This is a genomic window from Flavobacterium sp., assembly GCF_044360715.1.
GTDB lineage: Bacteria > Bacteroidota > Bacteroidia > Flavobacteriales > Flavobacteriaceae > Flavobacterium.
In genome coordinates, this window is sequence record NZ_JBIKJY010000014.1 from 25,309 (window position 1) to 52,047 (window position 26,739).

Below are 26,739 nucleotides of genomic sequence, written 5' to 3' on the forward strand. Positions count from 1 at the left end.
TTTATTTTAATATTTCAAATATAAAGAAAAAACCTATATGTTTTATTTCATATAGGTTTTAGTCTGATTTCTGAATATCCGAAAATCTAATTTATCTTTTTAACATCAAATGTAATGGCATTTTTTACTTTTTCTTTCAAAATGGCTATATCAATTACTTCTTTCATAGTATCCACGTAATGAAAAGTTAAGCCGGCTAAATAATCAGCATTAATTTCTTCAATATCACGTTTGTTTTCTTTACACAAAATAATTTCTTTTATATTGGCACGTTTCGCAGCCAATATTTTTTCTTTAATTCCACCAACTGGTAACACTTTTCCACGTAAAGTAATTTCACCTGTCATCGCTATATTTTTCTTAATTTTACTTTGAGTAAAACTAGAAACCATTGAGGTTAACATAGCAATACCAGCACTTGGTCCGTCTTTTGGCGTAGCACCCTCTGGTACGTGAATGTGAATATTATATTGGTTTAAAACTTCAGATTCAATATTTAATTGCTTTGAATTCGCTTTAATGTATTCTAATGCAATTGTTACCGATTCTTTCATAACAGTTCCTAAATTTCCTGTCATAGTCATCGCGCCTTTTCCTTTAGAAACTAACGATTCAATAAATAAAATATCACCGCCAACAGATGTCCAAGCTAATCCAGTAACTACTCCAGCTGAATCGTTATTTTCATATTTATCACGTTCCATTCTTGGTGATTTTAGTACTTCAAGAATATCAGCATCTGTTACTTTTATATTATAGTCTTCTTCCATAGCTACAGATTTTGCAGCATATCGAACCATTTGAGCAATCGTTTTATCTAAACCACGTACACCAGATTCACGTGTATAACCCGTTACGATTTTTTCTAATTGTTTTTTACCAATTTGTAAATCTTTTGTAGTTAATCCGTGTTCCTTTAATTGTTTGGGTAACAAGAAGTTTTTCGCAATTTCAATTTTTTCTTCAATGGTATAACCCGACATATTTATAATTTCCATTCTATCTCTTAACGCAGGTTGAATGGTTGATAAACTGTTTGATGTAGCAATAAACATAACTTTTGAAAGGTCGTAACCTAATTCTAAGAAATTATCATGGAAGTCGCTATTTTGTTCTGGATCTAAAACTTCTAATAGGGCAGAAGATGGATCTCCATTATGACTTGAAGATAATTTGTCAATTTCATCTAAAACAAAAACAGGATTTGATGTTTTTGCTTTTTTTATAGATTGAATAATTCTTCCAGGCATTGCTCCGATATAGGTTTTACGATGTCCGCGAATTTCTGCTTCGTCACGTAATCCACCTAATGAAATTCGAACATATTCTCTTCCTAATGCTTCTGCTACCGATTTTCCAATTGATGTTTTTCCAACCCCTGGAGGTCCGTATAAGCATAAAATTGGCGATTTCATATCGTTGCGCAGTTTCAAAACCGCTAAATGTTCAACGATGCGTTTTTTCACATCTTCTAAACCAAAATGATCACGGTCTAAAATTTGTTGCGCTTTTTTTAGGTCAAATTTATCTTTAGAAAACTCATTCCAAGGCAATTCTAAAAATAAATCTAAATAATTACGTTGTATTCCAAAATCTGGCGAATTTGGATTGGTTCTTTGTAATTTATAAATTTCTTTATCAAAATGTTCCGCCGTTTTTGCATCCCATTTTTTACTTTTTCCTTTGTTTCGCATTTCTTCAATTTCAGCATCGTGCGAAACGCCACCCAATTCTTCCTGAATGGTTTTCATTTGTTGCTGTAAGAAATATTCGCGTTGTTGTTGGTCTAAATCAAATCGAACTTTAGATTGAATATCATTTTTTAACTCCAATTTCTGAAGTTCTAAATTCATATATCTTAAGGTTTCTAACGCACGTTCTTTTAAATCTACTATTCCTAATAAATATTGCTTGTCCGAAACATTTAAATTCATATTTGAAGAAACAAAATTGATTAAAAACGGATTACTTTCGATGTTTTTAATTGCAAAAGTGGCCTCTGAAGGAATGTTTGGACTTTCTTTTATGATTTCAATAGCTAAATCTTTTATAGATTCAATTATTGTAGAAAATTCTTCATCTTTTTTCTTCGGACGCACTTCATTTACTTCCTTTATTTTGGCTTTGAAGTAAGGTTCGCTTTGGGTAAATTCACTTATTTCAAAACGTTTTTTTCCTTGAAGAATTATGGTTGTATTGCCGTCGGGCATTTTCAAAACACGCATAATACGAGCAACGGTTCCTACGTGATAAATTTCATCTGAGGTAGGATCTTCGTCAGCTTCATTTTTTTGCGCTACTACTCCAATAATTTTACCGGCGGCATTAGCATCGTTTATTAATTTTATCGATTTATCTCGTCCAGCTGTAATAGGGATTACTACTCCAGGAAACAAAACAGTATTTCTTAAAGGTAAAATGGGTAAATCTGCAGGTAATTCTTCATTATTCATTTCCTCCTCATCTTCCGGAGTCATTAATGGAATTAATTCTGCTTCTGAATCTAGTTCTTGAAGCGACAAATTGTCAATCGCTACTATTTTATGGTTTGGCATATCTATTTATAAGTCATTTTGTCATTAAAAATGGGACGTAAATTTACAACTATTTTTTTTAATCGACGTAAGTCTCAATAAAAACAACAAGTACAGATTAATTTACATATGTAGTAGTCAAGATGTATGCCATAAATGGGAATACAATATTTAGATTTTTGAATTATTTCTGAATTTTTAGGGTTCTATAAAGTAAAATAACACCAATTATAAAAAACAGCACCAGAAACAAAATGGCATTTCGCATACTTCCTGTAATTTGGTTGATGCTTCCGTAAAGTAGCATTCCAATTACAATTCCAATTTTTTCGGCAACGTCATAAAAACTAAAAAAAGAGGTGGTGTCATTTGTTTCGGGCATTAATTTAGAAAAAGTTGAGCGTGAAAGCGATTGTATTCCGCCCATAACTAAACCTACAATTCCTGCAACTAAGTAAAACTGTATGGGTTTTGTAACAAAAAAAGCACCGATACAAATAAATATCCAAACAGAATTAATCCCAATTAATGTTTTAATATTTCCGAATTTTAAAGCTAATTTTGAGGTTAAAACAGCTCCCAAAACTGCTACCAATTGAATCATTAGTATACTAACAATTAAGCCTTGTCTTTTTTCATCAGCATTTCCCCACTTTATTTCTTGTTCTCCAAAATAAGTAGCTACAAGCATTACTGTTTGCACTGCCATACTATAAATGAAAAAAGCAATTAAAAAACGTTTTAATAAAGCGTCTTTAAAAAATAATTTTTGAACTTTCTTTAGTTCATTATATCCATTAAGGACTACTGAAAAAGTTAGCGAGTGCTTATTTTTATTTCCTTTTGGTAAATAATAAAAAGTATATTGACTAAATGCAATCCACCAAATTCCAGTGAAAACAAATGATAATTTCATAGCTTGAATGGCTTCTTCATCTGTTCTTCCAATAATTAAATACAGACAAATAACAAGTAAAATTACACTTCCAACATAGCCTAATGAAAAACCTTTAGCGCTTAATTTATCGTGCTGTTCTGTAAAAGCAATATCTGATAAATACGAATTATAGAATACTAAACTCCCCCAAAAACCAACCAATCCAAAATAGAAACAACACATGCCAAAAATTATGTTTTCTTTGGTAAACCAATACAGTCCTATACAAGAGGCAGCACCTAAGTAACAAAAAAACTGCATAAATCGTTTTTTGTTTCCTAAATAATCTGCAATTCCTGATAAAATTGGCGATAGAATTGCAACTGTTAAAAAGGCAAAAGCGGTAATGAAGAAAACCAGTGATGTAGCTTTAATTGATGTTCCGAATAGATCAATATTTGGATTTTCTTTAGTAAATAAAAATCCAAAATATAATGGAAAAATTGATGAAGATATAACTAATGAATATACAGAATTTGCCCAATCATAAAATGCCCAAGCATTCATTACTTTACTATTTCCCTTTTCCAGTTGTTGCATCATATATTAAATAAAAATCCCGATAAATATCGGGACTAATATAAGATAATATTTTTACTATTTAAAAGTAACGCCAAATTTAGCAGCTTCTACTTTAGCTTGGGGAAGTAATGCGGTTAATTCATCAATTCTTGTTTGGTTACTTGGATGTGTACTTAAAAATTCTGGCGGTGCTTTTCCTTCAGATTGTGCCGACATCCTTTCCCATACTTTAACTGCATTAATGGGATCGTATCCTGCAATAGCCATAAGTGTTAAACCTATCATATCAGCTTCACTTTCATGTGCTCTACTAAACGGCAAAATTCCTAATACTTGCGAACCAGCTCCATACGCTTGCATGGCTTCATTTTGATATTTTGGCGCATATTTTTCAGCAGCTAATGCGGTTCCAATAGCTCCAAATTGTTGGATTAAACCTGCACTCATTCTTTGTTGCCCGTGATTGGCTAATGCATGTGCAACTTCGTGTCCCATTACAGCTGCTATTCCAGCATCATCTTTACATATAGGTAAAATTCCAGTGTAAAAAACAATCTTTCCGCCAGGCATACACCAAGCATTTACTTCTTTGCTATCTACTAAATTATATTCCCATTTGTAATCGTTCAAATAATCTGAATATCCATTGGCGGTTAAATAGCGTTCAGACGCTGTTTTTATTTTCATTCCAATGGTTTCAATTCGTTTGGCGTCTGAAGTTCCCTTCAAAACTTTGTTCTCAGACAAAAACTGATTGTATTGTTGAAAAGCAGCTGGAAAAATTTCACTATTTTTTTTAAAAGCCATTGTGCTTTTTCCTGTAAACGGGTTTTTTGCGCAAGAAACCACAAGAATTCCTGTTACGATAAGTGATTTTAGAAGTATTTTCATGATTAAAAATTTGGTCTAACAAAGTTATTCTATTTTTTGTTTATTTCAAAAATCATACCATACTATAATTGATTACTTTTGCATAAAAATATGACAGATGGCAAATAAAAAATCTTCAACCACAACTAAAGTTCCTAAATTTATAGTGTTAATTGGGCGGTTTTTATATCGAATTTCTCCTAATTTGGCTGAGAAATTTGCTCGAAAATTATTTATCACGCCAATAAAACATAAAATTCCGAAAAGAGAGTTTCAAATGGAAGCTACTTCGCAACAAACCAAGTTATTTGTTCCATCCATAAATAAAGAAATTGTGGTGTATGCTTATGGAAATTCGAGTAAAAAAATACTATTGGTTCACGGTTGGTCGGGCAGAGGAACCCAATTAGTAAAAATTGCTGATACTTTAATTGAAAACGGATATTCTATAATTAGCTTTGATGCACCTGCCCATGGAAAATCAGGTACAAAAACTACATTAATGCTCGAGTTTATCGAATCAATTTTAGAGGTTGAAAAACACTATGGTTCTTTTGAGTTTGCTGTAGGACATTCTTTAGGAGGTATGTCTATTTTAAATGCAGTTAAAAAAGGCTTTCAAATAAAAAAAGCGGTAGTAATTGGCAGTGGAAATAGCGTGATTAATATTGTGAATACATTTATTGAAAAAATTGGTTTAACAAATGATGTAGCTATTTTAATGAAAAATAATTTTGAGAAAAAATACCATTTTGAAATGGAAAGTTTTTCGGCATACGTAGCAGCTAAAGATGTGAAAATTCCAGTTTTAGTTATTCATGATACTGATGATGAAGATATACCGGTTTCAGAAGCCTATCATTTAGCGAAGCACCTTTCTGATAAAGAATTGCTAATTACAAATCAATTAGGACATAGAAAAATATTAGGTGATTCAAAAGTGATTCAAAAAATTGTTGAATTCTTATTGATAAAAAAATAAAATCTCATTAGTATAAACAGATTATTAAATTTATTTTTGCAAAAAACTTTTTACAATGACACAACAAATTTCTAATTTAGAACAATTTACACAACAAGTTCGAAGAGATATTCTGAGAATGGTTCATGCAGTTAATTCAGGTCATCCAGGTGGTTCTTTAGGCTGTGCAGAGTTCTTAGTAACCCTGTATCAACACGTAATGAAAAGAAACGAAGGTTTTGATATGAATGGTGCTAATGAAGATATTTTCTTTTTATCAAACGGACACATTTCTCCAGTATTTTATAGTGTTTTAGCTCGAAGCGGTTATTTTTCAGTATCTGAATTGGCTACTTTCCGAAAATTAAACACGCGTTTGCAAGGACACCCAACTACACATGAAGGTTTAGAAGGTATAAGAATAGCATCTGGATCTTTAGGACAAGGTTTGTCAGTTGCAATTGGAGCTGCTCAAGCAAAAAAACTAAATAAAGACACAAATTTAGTGTATGTTTTAACTGGTGATGGAGAGTTGCAAGAAGGTCAAAATTGGGAAGCAATTATGTATGCATCTGCTAAAAATGTAGACAACTTAATTGCAACAGTGGATTTAAATGGGCAACAAATTGATGGTTCTACTACTGATGTTTTAAATATGGGGAATATTAAAGCGAAATTTGAAGCCTTTGACTGGGATGTGTTAGAAATTACGGAAGGAAATAATATAGAAGCCATAATAAACGGAATGGCAGATGCAAAATCTCGTACAGGAAAAGGAAAACCGATTTGTGTTTTATTACATACAGAAATGGGTAATGGAGTAGATTTTATGATGCATACACATGCTTGGCACGGTAAAGCACCAAGTAATGAGCAATTAGAAAATGCTTTAAATCAAAATCCAGCCACTTTAGGAGATTATTAATTAATGCTTTGTGCTTAATGCCTTATGCTTATAGCTTAAAAATATGAAAAAATACGAAAACACAGGAAGTAAAGATACGCGTTCAGGATTTGGCGCAGGAATGACCGAATTAGGACAAAAAAACGAAAATGTAGTAGCACTTTGTGCCGATTTAATTGGTTCGTTAAAGTTTGACGATTTTAAAAAAAATCATCCAGAACGTTTTTTCCAAATCGGAATTGCAGAAGCCAATATGATTGGAATTGCAGCAGGTTTAACCATTGGAGGAAAAATTCCTTTTACAGGAACTTTTGCTAACTTTTCTACTGGAAGAGTATATGACCAAATTCGTCAATCTGTAGCTTATTCTGATAAAAATGTTAAAATTTGTGCTTCACACGCGGGTTTAACTTTGGGTGAAGATGGTGCCACGCACCAAATTTTAGAAGATATAGGTTTGATGAAAATGTTACCTGGGATGACAGTAATCAATACATGTGATTACAATCAAACTAAAGCTGCGACTTTGGCATTAGCAGATCATCATGGTCCTGCTTATTTACGTTTTGGTCGTCCAGTAGTGCCTAATTTTATGCCAGCAGATGAGCCTTTCGTAATTGGGAAAGCCATTTTATTAAACGAAGGTAATGACGTAACTATAATCGCAACAGGGCATTTAGTTTGGGAAGCTTTAATCGCTGCTGAAGAATTAGAAAAACAAGGCGTTTCTGCAGAGGTAATCAATATTCACACCATTAAACCTTTAGATGAAGAAGCAATTTTAAAATCGGTTGCTAAAACAGGTTGTGTAGTAACTGCTGAGGAACATAATTTTTTAGGTGGTTTAGGAGAAAGTGTAGCCAGAACGTTAAGCTTAAATTCACCAGCTCCACAAGAATTTGTAGCAACAAATGATACCTTTGGAGAAAGCGGAACGCCAGAACAATTAATGGAAAAATACGGATTAAATAGTAAAGCTATTATTGAGAAATCATTAAAAGTGATGGCCAGAAAATAATATTCTTTTATAATTAAAAAATTCCCGTCCCGATATAATCGGGACGGGAATTTTTGTTTTAGTTAGTAGGTTATAAAATTTCTTCTACATGTTTTTTAATATTGCTTGCAATTTTTGCTGTAGGTAAATCGTTTTCATCTCCGCCAAAAGGATCTTCAATTTCTTCAGCAATTAATTCTAAACTTGCCAACACATAAAATATAAAAACTACCACAGGAATTATGTAATATCCTAAGCTAAAAACATATCCAAAAGGCAATGTCATAACGTAAAAGAAAATAAATTTTTTAATAAATGCGCTATACGAATAGGGTATTGGTGTGTTTTTAATTCGTTCACAAGCACCACAAACATCGGTAAAAGATTGTATTTCTGAATTTAATATAATTAATTGATTTCCAGATATTTTATTAGATTTATATAAATCATTAATTTTACTATAAATCATCTTAGCTACTTGGTTGGGTTTGTGCTTGTTTTGGTCTATTTCGAGGTCTGATCCTTCAAATAAAACCTTACCAACTTCTTCATTACTTAAATGTTTCGCTAAAATTGAAGCAAAACTTGGAATCACTTTTCTGAAATAATTTTTATCCGATTCACTTTCCAAAATAGCGGCTAACTTAATGGCTAAATTTCTGGAATTATTAACTAAACTTCCCCATAATTTTCTTCCTTCCCACCATCTATCATATGCAGTATTGGTTCGGTAGGCCAAAAGCAATGATAACACAAATCCAACAGTTGTATGTAATATGGAAATATTCTTAACGTGACTATTTTCTTTTAATTTGAAATAATGTATTTCGAAATAACAAATGGCACCAGAATATACACCAATCAAAATCATCATTGGGATTAATTGACGAAACGTATCCGATTTATGAAATCGAAAAATAAAAGTAATCCAGTCTTTTGGGTTGTATTGTACCATTGTTTTATGTTTTAAATAAAATTATTAAATCTACATTCATTTTTCCATTACGAAATATAATTCCAAATACTTTTCTTCTTACTGATTTCCATAAATACCGCTTTTAATTTGGCGTGTTCAGGTAAATTCATACTTGGGTCTTCTTTAAGAAGTCTTACAGCAATATGTCTTGCTACTTGCAAAATATCTCGGTCTTTTACCAAATCGGCAATTTGAAGGTTTAACACGCCACTTTGTTGTTTTCCCATTATATCTCCGGGACCGCGAAGTTTTAAATCGACTTCTGCAATTTCAAATCCGTCATTCGTTCTAACCATTGTTTCCATTCGGGTTTTGCTGTCTTCAGAAAGTTTGTAATCCGTCATTAAAATACAATAACTTTGTTCGGCACCACGCCCAACTCGTCCACGCAACTGATGCAATTGCGACAAGCCAAAACGTTCGGCACTTTCAATTACCATTACGGAAGCGTTTGGAACGTTTACACCCACTTCAATAACTGTTGTGGCTACCATAATATTGGTTTTTCCTTCCGCAAAACGTTTCATTTCTTCATCTTTGTCGGCAGGTTTCATTTTTCCGTGTAAAATAGAAATAGAATACTGTGGTAAAGGAAAATCACGAGAAATACTTTCATAACCGTCCATCAAATCTTTATAATCCATTTTTTCAGATTCCTGAATTAACGGATATACAATGTAAATTTGTCGGCCTTTGGCGATTTCATCTTTTATAAATTTCCAAACAACCAGTCGTTTACTGTCAAATCGATGTACGGTTTGAATTGGTTTTCTGCCAGGAGGCAACTCATCTATCACAGAAATATCTAAATCGCCATACAAACTCATCGCTAAAGTACGTGGAATAGGAGTAGCGGTCATTACTAAAACGTGAGGTGGGATTTGGCTTTTCGTCCACAGTTTACTTCTTTGTTCTACGCCAAAACGATGTTGCTCATCAATTACGGCTAAACCTAAATTTTTAAATTGAACTTTATCTTCTAATAAAGCGTGTGTTCCGATGATGATATCTAACGTGCCGTTTTCTAATTCTTCGTGAATAATTCTTCGTTGTGCAATTTTCGTAGAACCTGTTAATATACGAATATTAATATTCAAATCTTTAGCTAATTCGGTAATGCCATTAAAATGTTGATTGGCTAAAATTTCTGTAGGCGCCATTAAACAACTTTGAAAACCGTTATCTTTCGCGATAAGCATACACATTAATGCCACAATGGTTTTACCTGAACCCACATCACCTTGCAATAAACGATTCATTTGTGCGTGACTTCCCAAATCGTTTCGTATTTCTTTCAATACACGTTTTTGAGCATTGGTGAGTTCAAATGGTAAATGATTGTTGTAAAAATTGTTGAAATTTTCACCAATTATTTCAAAAGGAAAACCTTTTATTTTATGTTTTCGAATTAAATTTTTAGTGATTAATTGCAGTTGAATGAAAAATAGCTCTTCAAACTTTAATCGAAGTTGCGCTTTAGATAAAAGGTCTTGATTTTTCGGAAAATGAATGTTTAGTAATGCATCTTTCTTTGGAATAAGCTTTAATTCTTCAATAATGGAATCAGATAGCGTTTCTGAAAATAATTGATGCGTTTCCGAAAATAATTGCATCATCATTTTATTGATAACTTTATTCGTAACACCTTTATTATTTAGCTTTTCGGTACTTGGATAAACAGGCTGCATCGCACTTCGTAAAGTGGTTTTGTGTTCTTCCAACAATTCCATTTCTGGATGAGCCATATTGAAAACCGAACCAAATTGTGTGACTTTCCCAAAAATAACATAAACAGTATTGAGTTTTAAGCTTTCCTTAACCCATTTTTGTCCTTGAAACCAAACCAATTCCATTTGTCCGGTATCATCCAAGAATGTTGCGACTAATCTCGATTTTCCTTTTACTTGGTCGATGGTTTTAATATGAACCACTTTTCCAATAATTTGAACTTCTGAATTACTATTTATCAGTTGGTTGATTTTAAAATAGCGCGTTCTGTCGATATATCGATTAGGGTATAAATTGATTAAATCGCCATATTTATGAATATTCATTTCTTTGCGAAGTAAGTCGCCACGATGAGGTCCAACACCTTTTAAATATTCTATGGGAGTATCGAGTAGATTCAAAGTCTAATTCTATTTTTGTAATTCAAGTTAAATTTTGAACACGGATAAAAGATATTATATAAATTATTAAAATTTCTCTAATCTGTGTTAAGACACACATGAAAAGCGAAGATAGTTATTATTTGTTAAATTAGAAATGAGTAAAATTAAAAATAGTTATATTCGTATCTAATTTTAAATTAATTTATGAAAGCGCTGTTTTTTCTGCTTTTTTCCATTTTTTCCTTTTCGCAACAAACAAAATATGTTGATTTTTTGACGTGTACTGCTTCTTTGTATCCAAATTTTGAAGAAAAATCTATTTCTGGAAGTGTAACATACGAATTTAAAGTAAAGCAGATTATAGATACTATTAAAATCGATGCCAAAAACATCGTATTTTCTGACGTGATGATTAATGGTAAATTGGTGAAATATAAAAATTCAGGAAAAACATTGGACTTATTTGATGGGTTTTCTAAAGGTAAAAACAAACTAACGTTTCAGTACTCTGCAATACCAAAACAGACGCTTTATTTCATAGGTCAAGATGAAAATAGGCAAATCTGGACGCAAGGTCAAGGAAAATATACGAGTCATTGGTTGCCGAGTTTTGACGATGTCAATGAGAAAGTAATTTTTGGTATAACTATTAACTATTATGTTGATATGGATAAATTTGAATTTAATCCTATCGCATTATCTAATGGTAAATTAAATTTTGAGAAAAAAACTATAAGTTGGAGTAGAGGCGTTAACGATATAACAAGAAATTATCAAATGCAAAAACCAATGTCATCTTATTTGGTAATGTTGGCGTTTGGAAATTTTGTAAAACATGAAGTTAAAAGCAATTCAGGAACATTCTTAGAATTCTATATAGATAAAAATGATTATTCAAAATTCGAACCTACATATCGCTATTCTAAACAAATTTTCGATTATTTAGAACAAGAAATTGGTATTAAATACCCGTGGAAAATTTATCGTCAAGTTCCTGTTAGAGATTTCTTATATTCCGGAATGGAAAACACAACTTCCACCATTTTTTCTCAAGATTTTGTAGTGGATTCAATTGGTTTTAATGATAAAAATTATATTAATGTTAATGCCCACGAATTGGCGCATCAATGGTTTGGCGATTTAATTACTGCACAATCGGGGAAACATCATTGGTTACAAGAGGGTTTTGCGACTTATTATGCACTTTTGGCAGAAAAAGAAATATTTGGCGACGATTATTTTTATAACGAGTTATATGATTATGCTTTGCAGTTAAGAAATGCAGCCAAAACCGACACAATTCCAGTGATGAATGAAAAAGCAAGTTCGCTATCATTTTACAAAAAAGGCGCTTGGGCGTTGCATACGTTACGTGAAGATATCGGTGCGAAAAAATTTCAAAAGGCAGTAAAAAGGTATTTGAAAAAATACCAATATAAAAATGTAAATACTGATGAGTTTATAGCTGAAATAAAAAAGTTTGCTAAAGATTTTGATACAGAAAATTTTAAAAAGATATGGCTAGAAACGGCAGGTTTTGATATGGTTTTAGCGGAAAGATATTTGTTAAAGAACAAATCTGTAACGACCTATATTCAACTAACAAAAGAGAAAAAAGATATTGAAAACTATAAAGCAATTTTACAATCAGAAACGTATTTTCCTATAAAACAATATATTTTCTATAAGTTAGGAAACACACCTTTTGAAGGCAAAAAAGAACTGATTGAAATTGGTATGAAACAAAACGTATATGTTCGTCAAGCTATTGCAGAAACGGTGAGTGAAATACCAGTTGAATTTAAATCGCAATATGAAACGTTTTTAGATGATGATTCATATAAAACAAAAGAAATTGCCTTGATAAATTTATGTAATTCTTTTCCAAATCAAGCAAATAAATATTTAGAGAAATTAAAAAATTTGCAAGGCAACAATGATAAAAGTTTACGAGTATCTTGGTTGAAAATCGCGTTGAATTCAGATAAATACATAAGTCATAAAAATCTGTATTTCAATGAATTATTAAATTACACTTCAAGTAACAATGGAAGTTTAATTCGTGAAAATGCTTTAGAGGTTTTGTTGGAATTATATCCAAATAATCCTAATGTAATTCAAGCTTTGTTTCATGCAACCACGCATCACAAATGGCAATTTACAAAATTCGCAAGAGAGAAAATTCGAACGATGTTAAAGCAGCCTGATTTTAGAAATCAAGTTGAAAATTTAGTCAAAACTGTGGATGAAAAAACAACTAATTTATATTTGAAATTTTTGAAGGAGTAACAAGAATAAACCTGTCAGGTTTCAAAAACCTGACAGGTTTAATAGCTAAAATACCCTTTTTAGTTCTTCTTTAATAAAACTAATGGCTACAGCACTTGCGCTTTCTGTTTGTGTAAGTTCTTGAAGTAGTTTCGTGCGTAATTCTTCACCAGATTTTACTTCTCCTTCAATCGAAAATCTTCTAATTTGAGTAATAATACTGTTTTTGGCTTTTAAAATAATTTCCCAACTTTCATGAGTGAAATATATTTGTTGCGCAATATTGTGTTCGTATTCAGTTTGAATAGTATGTATTAAAAGCGTGGCGTAATTCTGCGCATCTAAACTGTTCGGTTCTACACGCATCATTAAGTTGATTGGATTGATGCGTTCTAAGAATAATACAATACGCTCGTATGCTTGCAGTCTAATTGGCAACCCTAAGCGCTGATTTTCTCTTAGTAATTCGAATTTTCGTTTGTTTTCTTCGTTTTTAAAAAATTTATGCAATAAACCAAACGCAACTCCGCCAGTAATAATTGCTGGTAAAGTGTAAGTGGCAATTTCAAGTAATTTTGCTTCTATGTTCATTAGATTTTTTTTACAAATCTAAAATATTTTTTTAAAAGTCTATGCAATATTTAATTCTTATGTTATGTTGTTACTTTTAATCAAAAAATTGTTGATAATTTACAGTTAAAAGACAATTAAAAACGGGTAAAATCACTTCATAATCTGTATTTTTGCTTTCCTAATTATCCTATTTTGGCCATGCAACAATACATAAATCAATTAAATGAGGCACAACGTGCGCCAGTTTTGCAAAAAGACGGTGCGATGATTGTTATTGCGGGTGCTGGCTCAGGAAAAACACGTGTGCTTACCGTTCGAATTGCTAACCTGATGCATCAAGGTGTAGATGCGTTTAATATTTTAGCTCTAACATTTACGAATAAAGCAGCACGTGAAATGAAAAAACGTATTGCTGAAATTGTGGGAAATAATGAAGCTAAAAACCTTTGGATGGGTACATTTCACTCAGTTTTTGCTAAAATTTTACGAAGTGAAGCTGAAAAATTAGGTTATCCTTCCAATTTTACCATTTATGATTCTCAAGATTCTTTACGTTGTTTGGGTGGTATTATTAAGGAAATGCAATTGGATAAAGATGTGTACAAACCCAAACAAATTTTAGGAAGAATTTCGCAATATAAAAACTCATTAATTACAGTTCGTGCTTATTTTAATAATCCTGAACTACAAGAAGCCGATGCGATGAGCAAAAAGCCTCGAATGGGAGAAATTTACAATAATTATGTAGAACGTTGTTTCAAGTCGGGTGCGATGGATTTTGACGATTTGTTATTGAAAACCAACGAGTTATTAAATCGTTTTCCAGACGTTTTAGCGAAATACCAAGACAGATTTAGATATATTTTAGTCGATGAGTACCAAGATACCAATCATTCACAATATCTAATTGTAAAAGCACTTTCGGATAGATTCCAGAATATTTGTGTGGTAGGTGATGATGCGCAAAGTATTTATGCTTTCCGTGGTGCGAATATTAATAACATTATAAACTTTCAAAAAGATTACGATGGCGTAAAGATGTATCGATTGGAACAGAATTATCGCTCTTCAAAAAATATTGTAGAAGCGGCAAATAATGTTATTGATAAGAACAAAACCAAGTTGGATAAAATTGTTTGGACAGCGAATGATGACGGTCCGAAAATTAAAGTACATCGAAGTCTTACAGATGGTGAAGAAGGTCGTTTTGTAGCTGGAACAATTTTCGAACAAAAAATGCAGAATCAATTACCAAATTCACATTTTGCTATTTTGTATCGTACCAATGCGCAATCTCGTGCTATGGAAGATGCGTTGCGAAAAAGAGATATTCCGTACCGAATTTATGGCGGATTATCGTTTTATCAACGTAAAGAAATTAAAGATGTATTGTCTTATTTACGATTGGTAATCAATCCGAAAGACGAAGAAGCGTTAGTTAGAGTTATAAATTATCCAGCAAGAGGAATTGGCGATACAACTGTAGAAAAACTTACGGTAGCCGCCAACCATTACAAACGTTCCATTTTTGAAGTGATGGAACACATTGATAAAATCGATTTAAAATTAAATTCAGGGACGAAAACCAAGTTGCAAGATTTTGTAACTATGATTAAAAGTTTTCAAGTTATTAATGAACAGCAAGATGCCTTTACACTTACTGACCACGTCACTAAAAAAACAGGATTAGTACAAGAATTAAAAAAAGACGGTACGCCAGAAGGTATTGCTCGTATCGAAAATATAGAAGAATTATTAAACGGTATTAAAGATTTTACCGAAGGTCAGAAAGAAATTGATGGTGCTCGTGGTGCTTTAGCAGAATTTATGGAAGATGTGGCGTTGGCAACAGACTTAGATAAAGACACAGGCGATGATGATAGAGTAGCATTAATGACGATTCACTTAGCAAAAGGATTAGAATTTCCACACGTTTTTGTGGTAGGAATGGAAGAAGATTTGTTTCCAAGTGCGATGAGTATGAACACACGAAGCGAATTGGAAGAAGAAAGAAGATTGTTTTACGTAGCTTTAACTCGTGCTGAACACCAGGCGTATTTAACGTATGCGCAATCGCGTTACCGTTGGGGAAAATTAGTAGATAGTGAACCATCACGTTTTATCGAAGAAATTAATGGCGAATATTTAGAATATATCAATCCTATAGATTCGGGTTACCGATACAAACCAACTATGGATATTGATATTTTTGGCGATGTGGATAAATCTAAATTACGATTGGCGAAACCAACTGCAGGAACGCCACCAGAATATATTACCAAAAACGAACCGGTTTCGTCTATTAATATTAGAAGATTAAAACCGTTAAATAGTGGCGCAAGTGCATCGAAAAATAATGTTACAGATTCTAATTTAGCTGTAGGAAATATTATAATGCACGAACGTTTCGGAAAAGGTGAAATTGTAGGTTTAGAAGGCATAGGAGCCGACAAAAAAGCGGAAATTCGTTTCGATGTTGGAGGCTTGAAGAAGTTATTGTTACGATTTGCAAAGTTAAATGTGATTGGGTAACGCTGTAAGCATTAAGCTTACGGCATAAAGCAAAAAAAATATGGCAGAATTCATAAAAATATACGAAGACAAACCAAGTGAAACTGCTATTAAAAAAGTGGTTGAGGTCATAAAAAATGGTGGATTAGTTATTTATCCGACCGATACCGTCTATGGTTTAGGTTGTGACATTACCAATTCTCGTGCGTTGGAAAAATTAGCGAAAATTAAAGGTGTGAAGTTAGAAAAAGCTAATTTTTCGTTTGTTTGTAGTAGTTTAAGCAATATTTCAGATTACGTAAAGCAAATTGACACGCCTACTTTTAAAATTTTAAAACGAGCGTTGCCCGGCGCTTATACGTTTATTTTACCAGGAAATAACGACTTACCAAAAGACTTCCGTAAGAAAAAAACAGTCGGAATTCGAGTACCAGATAATAATATTGCCATACAAATTGTGGAAATGTTAGGGAATCCAATAGTTTCAACATCCATTCACGATGAAGATGAGGTAATTGAATATTCCACCGATCCAGAATTAATTTTTGAGAAATGGCAAAACCAAGTCGATTTAGTAATTGATGGCGGTTACGGAGAAAACATAGCATCAACCATTATCGATTTAACAGGTCACGAACCAATTATTGTACGAGAAGGTAAAGGTGATGTAAATGTAATATAAATTACAAACTCCAAAATTCCAAATTCCAATATTCATATTTTAAATCGTAAATCGTAAATCCCAAATCGTAAATTACTTTGGGCTTACAATTTCCACATCACTAAACGCAATCGCACCTCGAACGACACCTTGAATGGTTGATTTTAACGCATCAATAATATGAATCTTTAATTCGTTTTTAGAGAAAATTAAACTCACTTCTCTTGATGGTTTTGGGTTAGTAAACTGCTTAAGTTTAGTTTTGTTTTTATCGTTTAAATCTAATGTGTGTAAATAGGGAAGTAGGGTAGTTCCTAAACCTTCATCGGATAATTTAATTAAAGTTTCAAAACTGCCGCTTTCTAATTGAAAATGATTCTCACCAATAAAATTATTGTTTTTACATAGATTCAAAACACTGTTTCTAAAACAATGTCCGTCTTGTAAAAGCAATATTTTTTCAACATCTAAATCAGCAACTTCAATTTCTTTTTTTGCTTTATTAAGGCTGTTATCTGGAATGTATGCTACAAACGGTTCGTAATATAACACAATTTCCTTAAGTTTTTCTTCATCTAAAGGCGTAGCGGCTATAGCGCAATCTAAATGACCATTTTTTAATTTGGTAATAATATCTGCCGTGTTTAATTCTTCTACAATTAAGTTTACTTTTGGATACTTTTTAATGAATGTATTTAAAAACATAGGTAATAATGTAGGCATAATCGTAGGTATCATTCCAATACGAAAATCGCCACCAATAAATCCTTTTTGTTGGTCTACAATGTCTTTAATTCTATTTGCTTCGTTTACAATGTTTTTAGCTTGTATTACAATTTTATAACCTACTTCTGTTAAACCAATAGGTTTTTTTGTTCTATCAAAAATTTGAATCCCTAATTCGTCTTCTAATTTTTGAATTTGCATACTTAATGTCGGCTGCGTAACAAAACATTTTTCGGCAGCTAATGTAAAATTTTTGTTTTCAGCAACAGCTAAAACGTAATATAATTGGGTAATGGTCATTGTATTAATATTTGTGATAAAAGTAAATATTTTGATTGTAAAAAACTATTGTTCAAGAAAAGTTTATAAAAAAACTCTTTCCGTTAAGAAAGAGTTTTTATTAATATATTGATTGTAAGCTTATTGAATAACTTTGATTTCGACTCTTCTATTAGCGGTTTTTCCAGCCGCAGTTTTGTTTGAAGCAATTGGTTTGGCTGCTCCAAATCCTTGAGAATTCAATCTGTTTTCGTTTATTCCTTTCGAAATTAAATATGTTTTGATTGCTAAAGCTCTTTCTGCAGAAAGCTCTACGTTACTTTCTGGTTTCCCAACATTATCCGTATGACCTTCAATGCTAAAGTTCGTGGCTTCATATTCTTTCATAATTTCAGTCATAGCGTCTAAAGTTGCATAAGAATTTGCTGATATAGTTGCTTTTCCAGAATTGAATAATACGGATTTAGAATAATCATTTAATTTTTTGATCACTTTAGTATCAATAACTGGACAACCATAGTTTTCAATAGTTCCAACCACATCTGGACATTTGTCGTCTTTATCTAAAACCTTGTCACCATCTTTATCTGTGTAAGGACAACCGTTATTGTCTTTTTCTCCAAACAGAGTAGGACATTTGTCTAAATTATCAGTAATACCATCTTTGTCTTCATCTCCCCAAGGACAACCTTTATTTTCAACAGCACCAACAACATCTGGACAACTATCATCTTTATCTAAAACTTTGTCACCATCTTTATCTGTCCAAGGACAACCGTTATTTTCTGATGGTCCAAATTCTTTCGGACATTTGTCTAAATTATCTGTTAAGCCATCATTATCAGCATCGCCCCAAGGACAACCTTTGTTTTCAACTGGTCCGGCAACATCTGGACAATTATCGTCTTTGTCTTTAATTCCATCAAAATCAATATCTTTAATTTTGTTTTGGTAAATTGGAACTTTTAATCCTAAATGTGCATCAATTGCTTTAGTTTCAGAAAGCATAGCGCTTACAATTGATCCTGAACCTACAAATAATGGTCCCACTCTAAATCCAAAACCAGCTTGTAAGCCAGAATATTCTAAATAACTAATTGGCGTGAATAAACTCAACCATTTTACTTCATAACGAGGCGTTAGGCTTACATTGTTATTTATGTATGAAGAGTTTTTGTCTGCTGCTGAAACAGCACTAAAATCAGTATTTAAATTCAAATAAAAACGTTTATTCATTTTCCAATCTGCATTTAAATGAATGGCAGTTGGTAATTTAAATTTAACTGATTTTGTTTGATTAATCGTAGTGTATAAATTATCAAAATTTGAATTAGCATTGTACTGTGCGTCAGTATATGTAGTGTTTACGTTATAAAAACTTACAGTTGCATCATTATAATTAATAGCACCAATGTCAGTTATAGAAAAACCTAATTTAAATTTGTATTTGTTTTGATCTTTGAAATAGTTTGTTTTACTATCACTATTGGGGTTTTTATATTTTTGATAATCTGGACGATATTCGTATGTAAATCCTAAATCAGCTCCAAAACCAGTTCCAATATTATCTGTAGGATTATCAAAATTATCAAGTGAATTCAAATTCCCCACTTCTAAACTTCCTGAAGATGTATAGGTGCTTGTATTTGGATTGCCTGTATAATTAAACGCCATATTAATATTGTTTGCTTTAGCATAACCCGAATAAACACCGACTAAGTATTTTGCAGAAAAACCACCTTTTAAGAAATGTTGGCCTTTATCCATTATAATTCTGGCATAAGACAATCCTAATTCTCCCCAAGAATTAGAGGCAATACTAAAATTTTGATTGTTTACTTGGTAGCTTACATTGTTTCCATCTTGAACATCATTTAATGTATTACCGTTAATATTGCTTAAATGCGAAATTCCTCTAACTCTTGTGAATAGTGCTATTGAACTTTTTTTGTTTAAGTTAAACATAAATGAAGGTCCAAAAACATCATAGTTTAACAAAAAATTATTAGAATTAGTTGGATATTGCTTCGCATCTCTTTCGAAATTATAATCACTTTTTAATAAGTCAAAAAATTTCACACCATAATAATCGTTTGTAGCTAATGCGCTAAATGAAAATAAGTTGATGTCAGCTCGAAATCGACTATCAACAATATTTGCTGGATTGTTAAGTACTGAATGTACTCCAGCATAGTTATCATTTAAATAGCCAAAGTAACTCTGTGCATTAGTATAACTGATACTAAATAAAGCAATAACGATTAGAAATTTTGTTTTCATATGAGTAAAATTTAATAAGTTATAAATAGTGTTTTAATTAAATTGAAGTAGTAAATTTAATAAAAACGCTTTGATTTATCTCTCTCTTTTTCTGAAAATTAAACAGTTATTGAAAAATTTCCCTATAAAATAAAAAAAAACTCTGAAAAAATCCAGAGTTTTTATAAATCGTAAATCGTAAATCCCAAATCGTAAATTCTTAATATGCTTCCGATTCTTTTAACTTTTCAGTATTAGCAACCAATTGCAATTCATCAATAAATTTATGAATTTTACCTGACATTACTCCGTCCATATCAAAAACGTCAACACCAATTCTATGGTCAGTTACACGACCTTGAGGGTAATTGTACGTTCTAATTTTAGCCGAACGGTCACCCGAACTTACTTGAGAAGTTCGCGTTTTCGCATCTTCCTCTTGTTTTTTTGCCAATTCTTGTTCGTACAAACGAGAGCGTAAAACAGTTAACGCTTTATCTTTATTTTTATGTTGCGATTTTTGATCCTGACATTGCGCTACCAATCCAGATGGAATGTGCGTTAAACGAACTGCCGATTTAGTAGTATTTACTGATTGACCTCCAGGACCTGATGAACAGAAGAAATCTACACGAACATCATTCATATCAATTTGCACGTCAAATTCTTCCGCTTCTGGTAAAACCATAACAGTAGCTGCTGAAGTGTGAACACGACCTTGTGTTTCTGTTTGAGGAACACGTTGTACGCGGTGTACACCAGCTTCGTATTTTAAGGCGCCATAAACATCTTCTCCAGTTACTTCAAAAATTACCTCTTTAAAGCCACCAGAAGTTCCATCACTCATATCTACAACGGAACATTTCCAACCGCGACCTTCGCAATATTTAGTATACATTCTGTATAAATCTCCTGCAAAAATAGACGCTTCATCACCACCAGTACCGGCACGAATTTCAACCATTACGTTTTTCGCGTCTTCTGGATCTTTAGGAATCAACATAAATTTGATTTCTTCTTCCAATTGAGGCAAACGTTCTTTGGCTTCTTCTAATTGCATTTTTGCCATTTCTACCATTTCGGCATCAGAACCATCTGCAATTATTTCTTGTGCTTCTTTAATATTAGCATCAAGATTAATATATTCTTCACGTTTTTGAACTAACGCATTTAAACTTTTGTATTCTTGGTTTAATTGTACATAACGCTTTTGGTCGGCAATAACATCAGGTTGAATAATTAAATCTGATATTTCGTCGAAACGTTGTTTTACATATTGTAATCTGTCTAACATGTCTTCATTATTTTGGAATGCAAAGTTACAAAAAAAAGTAATCTGTTATATAGTTTATTGCGATTTGTAGAAATATGTTTCTAAATTGAATAGCACTAAACTGCTTTTCTACTGCCAACTATTTAATTTTATTTTTTGTTTTTAAAGTATAATTTAGAAAATAGTATTAAAAAAAAGATATTATTTGTTAAAAATAAATTTATGATTTATCTTTGACAAGAATTCACAAATAAAATTCCGGAAAATATGTTTGAATTTCAACAGTATTTAGGCTTTATACTTTTCTTAACCATTTTAACTATAGGTTTTTGGTTAATGTTTTTTCTTGTAGGATTTGTTCAATATTGGATTGGCGGATCATTAATAGAATTATACAAAGAAAAGAAAGCAAAAAAATTAGCTGAACAAGAAAAGTAATTTTCTTAAGTTAATAAAAAATCCCGATTCGTACGAATCGGGATTTTTTTATTTTGTATTAGAATTCTCCGCCACCGCCTTCTTGTTGTTCAAGGCTTTTTGGTTTTATTTCTTTTTCATTTTTCAGTTTATTAAATCGGTAGGTAAACGAAACCGTTACTTGTCGAACCCTCCATTGCATTTCGCTATATGAATTTACAGTTGGCAATTGTAAATCTTGAATTCTTTTTCTTGAATTAAAAACGTCACTCACATTAAGTGAAATGGTAGCTTTTTCTTTTAAAACATCTTTACTAAAAGCCAAATTCATACTTGCAATTCCTATTGTTTTTCCTTGTGCTGTTTTTTGTCCAGCGTTATACGTTCCGTTAGTTTGCCAATCAATTTTATAAGGTAAATTAATTTTAGACGTTAATCGAGCAGTCCAAGTACTGGATTTGAAATTGAAATTTTGATTTACCAAAGTATTATTAGAATTTATAAATTGATAATTTCCTTTCGTTTCATTGTAAAAATAGTTTACGTTTGAATTTAATTTCCACCATTTTTTTACACTATAATTAAAGGTTACTTCCATACCAATTCTATTGTCTTCACCTAAATTAAAAGGCGTATTTAAAATTACTGGAATTCCATTTATAAACTGACCGCTTTCTTTTCGTACTGTTTGGAAAGAATCAGTAGTATGATTATAATACGCAGAGGTGCTTAATGTAATTTTATCCCATTTTCTTAAATAGCCAATATCAAAAGCATCGGTAAATGACGGATTTAATTTTGGCTCTCCAATATATAAATTGATATTACTAGTGTACGAAGAAAACGGATTAATATATCTATCTCTAGGGCGGGTAATTCTTTTGCTATAATTTAAGGAAATGTTTGAATCGTTATTTAATTCATATGTTAAAAACAAACTTGGAAAAAAATTGCTATAATTTCTAGAGTTTAAGTCGTTTGTCAATAACTGATTGATTTCCAAATTGGTATTTTCCAATCGTAATCCTCCTAAAACAGATAACTTTTTAAAGAATTTAGTTCCTAATTGAGTATAAATAGCGCTTACATTCTCGATGTACTCAAAATTATTAGTAAAACCAGGAATATTAGTATAAGGACTGTTCTGATTTATTCGTTCCAATACTTCATAATTACTAGTAGAATTAGTATAACTTCCTCTATATCCTGCTTCAAATTGTAAATCTTTGGTAATTGGTAAAACGTAATCAGCTTGAATTAAATTTCTAGTTTGTCTTCCAATTTTTGAAGTTGTTTCGTCCGATACAAATGTATTTGTTTCTAAAATACTTCCATAAATAGTTGAAAATTCATCTTCTTCATTTAATGAAAAGGAAGCGTCAATTGTTAATTTGTGTCCATCCTTTTTAAATTTCTTTATAAAATTAGAAGTGTATTCTACTGCTTCATTTCTAGAAAGTGATTGGTTGTCTCTGAAACGCGTAAATAAAAAGTTACTTCTATTTAAAGTATAATTTTTGTAGGTTACATCTTCAAAATTTTTACCGTCGTTGTTTCTATAATTGATACTATTTGTCCAAGTTGCCGATTTGTCTTTGTTTAGAAATACTTCCATACCAAAATTAACATTGACTCCATCGCTAAATCTATTGGCATTTCTACGCTCTTCAATATAGGTATTTGCCACAAAATTTTCTTGATTGATTTTGGTATTTCCTGGATTATTTCTGTCATTATAAGCTATAGTTGCAAATAAGTTATATGTGTCTGATTTTGAATTAATATTTGCAGAAATACCTTGATTTTTTGGATCACCAGCAGTTGCAATTACTGTTCCGTTGATTCCTTTATTTTTTCCTTTTTTAAGGATAATATTTAAAATACCACCACCACCTTCAGCATCATATCGCGCTGATGGATTGGTAATTACTTCTACTTTTTCAATAGCATCTGCAGGTAGCATTCGTAAGGCATCGGCAACATTTATAGCTGTTGAAGGCTTTCCATCAATTAAAACACGAACACTTTCATTACCACGCAAACTAATATTCCCTTCAACATCAACCGCTACACTTGGTATATTATCTAAAACGTCACTTACCGTTCCGCCTTTAACCATTAAATCTTGACCAACATTATATACCTTTTTGTCTAATTTAATGTCAACCGACGTTTTTTCACTTCGAATTACGACGGTTTCAATTTGATTCGAATCAGATTCTAAGGCTATATTTCCCAAATTGGTATCTGAAGCTATAGTTTGATTTAGTTTTTCTTGAGTTTTAAATCCAGGAAATTCATATTTAAAATTATACATTCCGTTGTTTAATTCGATGCTAAAATTTCCATTTGCATCTGAAGTACCTCCAGTAATAATTTTTTTAGTATCTGATTTTGAAATCGTAATTACAGCGAATTCAATAGGTTTTGTAGTTTCTTTATCGATAATTTTACCAGTAATAATTACTTTTTTTAACGAAATTTGAGAGATGGCTGTAGTACTAACAAATAAGAAAGTTAGTAGCAGCATTGATTTTTTAAATAACATATTTTGTGACATTTTACAGTACAAATGTAGTGTTCTGGATTCAAACAAGTATTAAAACTATGTTAAATCATTTTATAAAATTGTGTTTATCAATTCTGAAGGTCTTGCAATTACCGCTTTTTCCTCATTAATTACGATAGGTCTTTCTATTAGTTTTGGGTATTGCAGCATAGCTTCAATTGTTGCTTTATCTGTCAAATTTTTGCCTTTAAAATTTTCAATCCAATCTTTTTCCTTAACTCTTACCAATTCAATTGGCTTGATTTTTAATTTTTTAATAATTGTTTCTAACTCAGTGTAAGTAAGCGATTTTTCCAGATAATGTATGGTTTCAAAGGGTATTTTAAGGTTTTCTAAAAAACAAACACCTTCTCTGGATTTTGAACATCTTTTGTTGTGATATATAGTTAGCATAAATATTTTTTTTACAAAGGTAATAATTGTAATTTAGTGGACTTAAAAAACCGTAATATGTATATAGAACAATTGCAAAAGTTTAAAATTAATTTATGGTCTTATACTATAATTCCATTTCTTTTTTTAGCTTTAATGGTAACAATTTTTATTTCATCAGAAGGTGTTGATACCAATGAAGTGATGAAAAAAACGATTGAAAAGTATGGAATAAATGGCACTTTTGTAATGCTAGTAGCGCCATTATCATTTTTGTTATTTATAGTTTTGTTTTATAACAAATTCATTCAAAATAATTCCTTACGCATATTGACTACATCTCGTCCAAAAATTGACTGGTCTAGAGTTTTTTTCTCATTTGGAGTTTGGGGAGGCATTACGATAATTACAACCATTATAGGCTATTATACCGCTCCAGAAGATTTTGTAATTCAATTTAATCCTGAAAAATTTGCTGTATTTGTAATATTGGCTTTCGTTTTAATTCCTTTTCAAGCGAGTTTTGAAGAATATTTATTTCGTGGACATATGCTTCAGGGATTAGGTTTAGCTACAAAAACTAGATGGGTGCCATTATTGGTTACTTCATTTTTATTTGGAATAATGCATATTGGCAACCCAGAAGTTGATAAACTGGGGATGATTATTATGTTTTATTATATTGGAACAGGTTTGTTTTTAGGAATTTTAACTTTAATGGATGAAGGTTTAGAATTGGCATTAGGATTTCACGCAGCTAATAATTTAATTGGTGCGTTGTTGGTTACTTCAGATTGGTCGGCATTTCAAACGCATTCTATTTTAAAAGATATTTCAGTTCCAAGTGCTAATTTTCAAATTTTCATACCGATATTAGTGTTTTTTCCAATTTTACTTTATATTTTTTCTAAAAAGTACAAATGGAGCAATTGGAAAGAAAGACTTTTTGGAAATATAAAACCAATACAAGTATCAGAATAATGAGTCAAATTATTCATCCCGATTTTAAATTAAACGGAAAAAGTTTTACTTATATAGAACTTTTATCTGAAGCATTATATTTAAAAGAAAACGGACAATTATTTGAAAAAGAAATTGGAAAATTCCTTATAGATTGGCTAAGTAATGAATCATTTGTTTTTGTCCAAACGTCTGGTTCTACAGGAATACCAAAGCAAATTGTTCTTCAAAAATCGGCAATGATAGCTTCGGCGAAAGCTACAGGTTTGTTTTTTAAATTACAACCAAAAAACACCGCTTTGTTATGTTTGTCAGCCAATTATATTGCTGGAAAAATGATGTTGGTGCGTGCAATTACTTTAGGATTGCATTTAGATACAATTGATCCAACAAGTACTTTATTAGTTACAAAAAAATACAATTTTATTGCAATGGTTCCTTTGCAGGTACAAAAATCAATTTCAAAATTACATTTGGTTGAAAACCTATTAATTGGCGGTACAAAAGTGAGTTATACTTTATCAGAAAGTATTCTAAAAACCAATTGTAACGCTTTTGAATCGTATGGAATGACAGAAACCATTTCGCATATTGCCATAAAGAAAATAGGTTCAAAGGCATTTAAAGTTTTACCAAATGTAATAATATCTGTAGATGAAAGAAATTGTTTGGTGGTTGAAGCAGTAGAACTGTCTAAGGAAAAAATTATTACAAACGATATTGTAGAAATCTTGAATGCAACTCAATTTGTGTTAAAAGGACGAATTGACAATGTAATTAATTCTGGTGGTATTAAAATTTTTCCTGAAGAAGTAGAAGAAATACTTGCTAAATTCATTTCAGTTCCATTTTTTGTAGTCAGTAAACCAGATGAAATTTTAGGCGAAAAAGTAATTCTTGTGCTTGAAGCCACTCCGTTTGCTATTGATAATAGTGTGTTTTCAGAATTATCAAAATATCAAATACCTAAAGAAATTCTGTTTTTAAAGTCATTTAAAAGAACAGAAACGCAAAAAATCAACAGAAAGAAAACATTGGAAAAATTAGTGTAACAAATAC

At 31.5% G+C, this 26,739-nt stretch carries 20 protein-coding genes; 9 read left to right on the top strand and 11 right to left on the bottom strand.

The genetic code is table 11. The features are described from left to right. Positions 1-86 precede the first annotated feature (86 nt). From lon to ACIQ16_RS06320, 3 genes are all read right to left on the bottom strand, one after another. Positions 87-2,555 (bottom strand): endopeptidase La, encoded by a 2,469-nt coding sequence (lon, locus tag ACIQ16_RS06310; protein WP_396149725.1) that lies wholly within the window; start codon positions 2,553-2,555, stop codon positions 87-89. A gap of 163 nt (positions 2,556-2,718) precedes the next feature. After that, entirely contained in the window at positions 2,719-4,011 is a 1,293-nt protein-coding gene (locus tag ACIQ16_RS06315; RefSeq protein ID WP_396149789.1) for an MFS transporter, read from the bottom strand. Positions 4,012-4,068: 57 nt separating this feature from the next. Beyond that, on the bottom strand, positions 4,069-4,884 hold the full coding sequence (locus tag ACIQ16_RS06320; RefSeq protein WP_396149727.1) for a M48 family metallopeptidase: 816 nt from the start codon (positions 4,882-4,884) through the stop codon (positions 4,069-4,071). A gap of 97 nt (positions 4,885-4,981) precedes the next feature. Between ACIQ16_RS06320 and ACIQ16_RS06325 the strand changes: the two genes are divergently transcribed. From ACIQ16_RS06325 to ACIQ16_RS06335, 3 genes are read left to right on the top strand one after another with little or no spacing between them, the layout of a single operon-like run. Next, a complete protein-coding gene (locus tag ACIQ16_RS06325) occupies positions 4,982-5,845 on the top strand; it encodes an alpha/beta hydrolase (protein ID WP_396149730.1) in 864 nt (287 codons plus the stop codon). A 55-nt stretch (positions 5,846-5,900) separates the two neighbouring features. After that, positions 5,901-6,749: a transketolase gene (locus ACIQ16_RS06330; protein ID WP_396149732.1), complete on the top strand. Its 849-nt coding sequence runs from the start codon at positions 5,901-5,903 to the stop codon at positions 6,747-6,749. Positions 6,750-6,792: 43 nt separating this feature from the next. After that, positions 6,793-7,746 (top strand): transketolase family protein, encoded by a 954-nt coding sequence (locus tag ACIQ16_RS06335; protein ID WP_396149734.1) that lies wholly within the window; start codon positions 6,793-6,795, stop codon positions 7,744-7,746. Between the two features lie 70 nt (positions 7,747-7,816). Here ACIQ16_RS06335 and ACIQ16_RS06340 read toward each other — a convergent pair whose 3' ends face one another. Both ACIQ16_RS06340 and recG read right to left on the bottom strand, forming a co-directional pair. After that, a complete protein-coding gene (locus ACIQ16_RS06340; protein WP_396149737.1) occupies positions 7,817-8,680 on the bottom strand; it encodes a bestrophin family protein in 864 nt (287 codons plus the stop codon). 47 nt (positions 8,681-8,727) lie between these two features. Continuing rightward, positions 8,728-10,830, bottom strand: coding sequence for an ATP-dependent DNA helicase RecG (gene recG, locus ACIQ16_RS06345; protein WP_396149740.1), 2,103 nt, complete (start codon positions 10,828-10,830; stop codon positions 8,728-8,730). A 186-nt stretch (positions 10,831-11,016) separates the two neighbouring features. Between recG and ACIQ16_RS06350 the strand changes: the two genes are divergently transcribed. After that, positions 11,017-13,101 carry a M1 family metallopeptidase gene (locus ACIQ16_RS06350; protein WP_396149742.1) on the top strand — a complete coding sequence of 695 codons (2,085 nt, stop codon included), beginning with the start codon at positions 11,017-11,019 and terminating at the stop codon, positions 13,099-13,101. A gap of 45 nt (positions 13,102-13,146) precedes the next feature. On the opposite strand, the gene ACIQ16_RS06355 is transcribed toward ACIQ16_RS06350, so the two are convergent. After that, the gene (locus ACIQ16_RS06355) at positions 13,147-13,671 is read right to left on the bottom strand and encodes a hypothetical protein (RefSeq protein ID WP_396149744.1); all 525 of its coding nucleotides are present in this window, start codon (positions 13,669-13,671) and stop codon (positions 13,147-13,149) included. A 180-nt stretch (positions 13,672-13,851) separates the two neighbouring features. On the opposite strand from ACIQ16_RS06355, the gene ACIQ16_RS06360 reads away from it, so the two are divergent. Next, positions 13,852-16,185 carry an ATP-dependent helicase gene (locus tag ACIQ16_RS06360; protein WP_396149746.1) on the top strand — a complete coding sequence of 778 codons (2,334 nt, stop codon included), beginning with the start codon at positions 13,852-13,854 and terminating at the stop codon, positions 16,183-16,185. A gap of 40 nt (positions 16,186-16,225) precedes the next feature. Next, on the top strand, positions 16,226-16,846 hold the full coding sequence (locus tag ACIQ16_RS06365) for an L-threonylcarbamoyladenylate synthase (protein WP_396149748.1): 621 nt from the start codon (positions 16,226-16,228) through the stop codon (positions 16,844-16,846). Positions 16,847-16,918: 72 nt separating this feature from the next. On the opposite strand, the gene ACIQ16_RS06370 is transcribed toward ACIQ16_RS06365, so the two are convergent. From ACIQ16_RS06370 to prfA, 3 genes are all read right to left on the bottom strand, one after another. Then, positions 16,919-17,851: a LysR substrate-binding domain-containing protein gene (locus tag ACIQ16_RS06370; RefSeq protein WP_396149750.1), complete on the bottom strand. Its 933-nt coding sequence runs from the start codon at positions 17,849-17,851 to the stop codon at positions 16,919-16,921. A gap of 120 nt (positions 17,852-17,971) precedes the next feature. Continuing rightward, positions 17,972-20,110, bottom strand: coding sequence for a DUF5723 family protein (locus tag ACIQ16_RS06375; RefSeq protein ID WP_396149752.1), 2,139 nt, complete (start codon positions 20,108-20,110; stop codon positions 17,972-17,974). 199 nt (positions 20,111-20,309) lie between these two features. Further along, positions 20,310-21,383 carry a peptide chain release factor 1 gene (prfA, locus tag ACIQ16_RS06380; protein ID WP_396149755.1) on the bottom strand — a complete coding sequence of 358 codons (1,074 nt, stop codon included), beginning with the start codon at positions 21,381-21,383 and terminating at the stop codon, positions 20,310-20,312. 246 nt (positions 21,384-21,629) lie between these two features. Between prfA and ACIQ16_RS06385 the strand changes: the two genes are divergently transcribed. Then, complete coding sequence (locus ACIQ16_RS06385; protein WP_353076616.1) at positions 21,630-21,800, top strand: hypothetical protein; 171 nt, start codon at positions 21,630-21,632, stop codon at positions 21,798-21,800. A gap of 58 nt (positions 21,801-21,858) precedes the next feature. Here ACIQ16_RS06385 and ACIQ16_RS06390 read toward each other — a convergent pair whose 3' ends face one another. Next, on the bottom strand, positions 21,859-24,309 hold the full coding sequence (locus ACIQ16_RS06390) for a TonB-dependent receptor domain-containing protein (protein WP_396149758.1): 2,451 nt from the start codon (positions 24,307-24,309) through the stop codon (positions 21,859-21,861). A gap of 90 nt (positions 24,310-24,399) precedes the next feature. Continuing rightward, complete coding sequence (locus ACIQ16_RS06395) at positions 24,400-24,741, bottom strand: ArsC/Spx/MgsR family protein (protein WP_396149760.1); 342 nt, start codon at positions 24,739-24,741, stop codon at positions 24,400-24,402. Between the two features lie 57 nt (positions 24,742-24,798). Between ACIQ16_RS06395 and ACIQ16_RS06400 the strand changes: the two genes are divergently transcribed. Both ACIQ16_RS06400 and ACIQ16_RS06405 read left to right on the top strand, forming a co-directional pair. Next, positions 24,799-25,701 carry a lysostaphin resistance A-like protein gene (locus ACIQ16_RS06400; RefSeq protein ID WP_396149762.1) on the top strand — a complete coding sequence of 301 codons (903 nt, stop codon included), beginning with the start codon at positions 24,799-24,801 and terminating at the stop codon, positions 25,699-25,701. Then, the gene (locus ACIQ16_RS06405; RefSeq protein ID WP_396149764.1) at positions 25,701-26,732 is read left to right on the top strand and encodes an AMP-binding protein; all 1,032 of its coding nucleotides are present in this window, start codon (positions 25,701-25,703) and stop codon (positions 26,730-26,732) included. The genes ACIQ16_RS06400 and ACIQ16_RS06405 overlap by 1 nt, the downstream gene beginning before the upstream one ends. Positions 26,733-26,739: the final 7 nt, after the last annotated feature.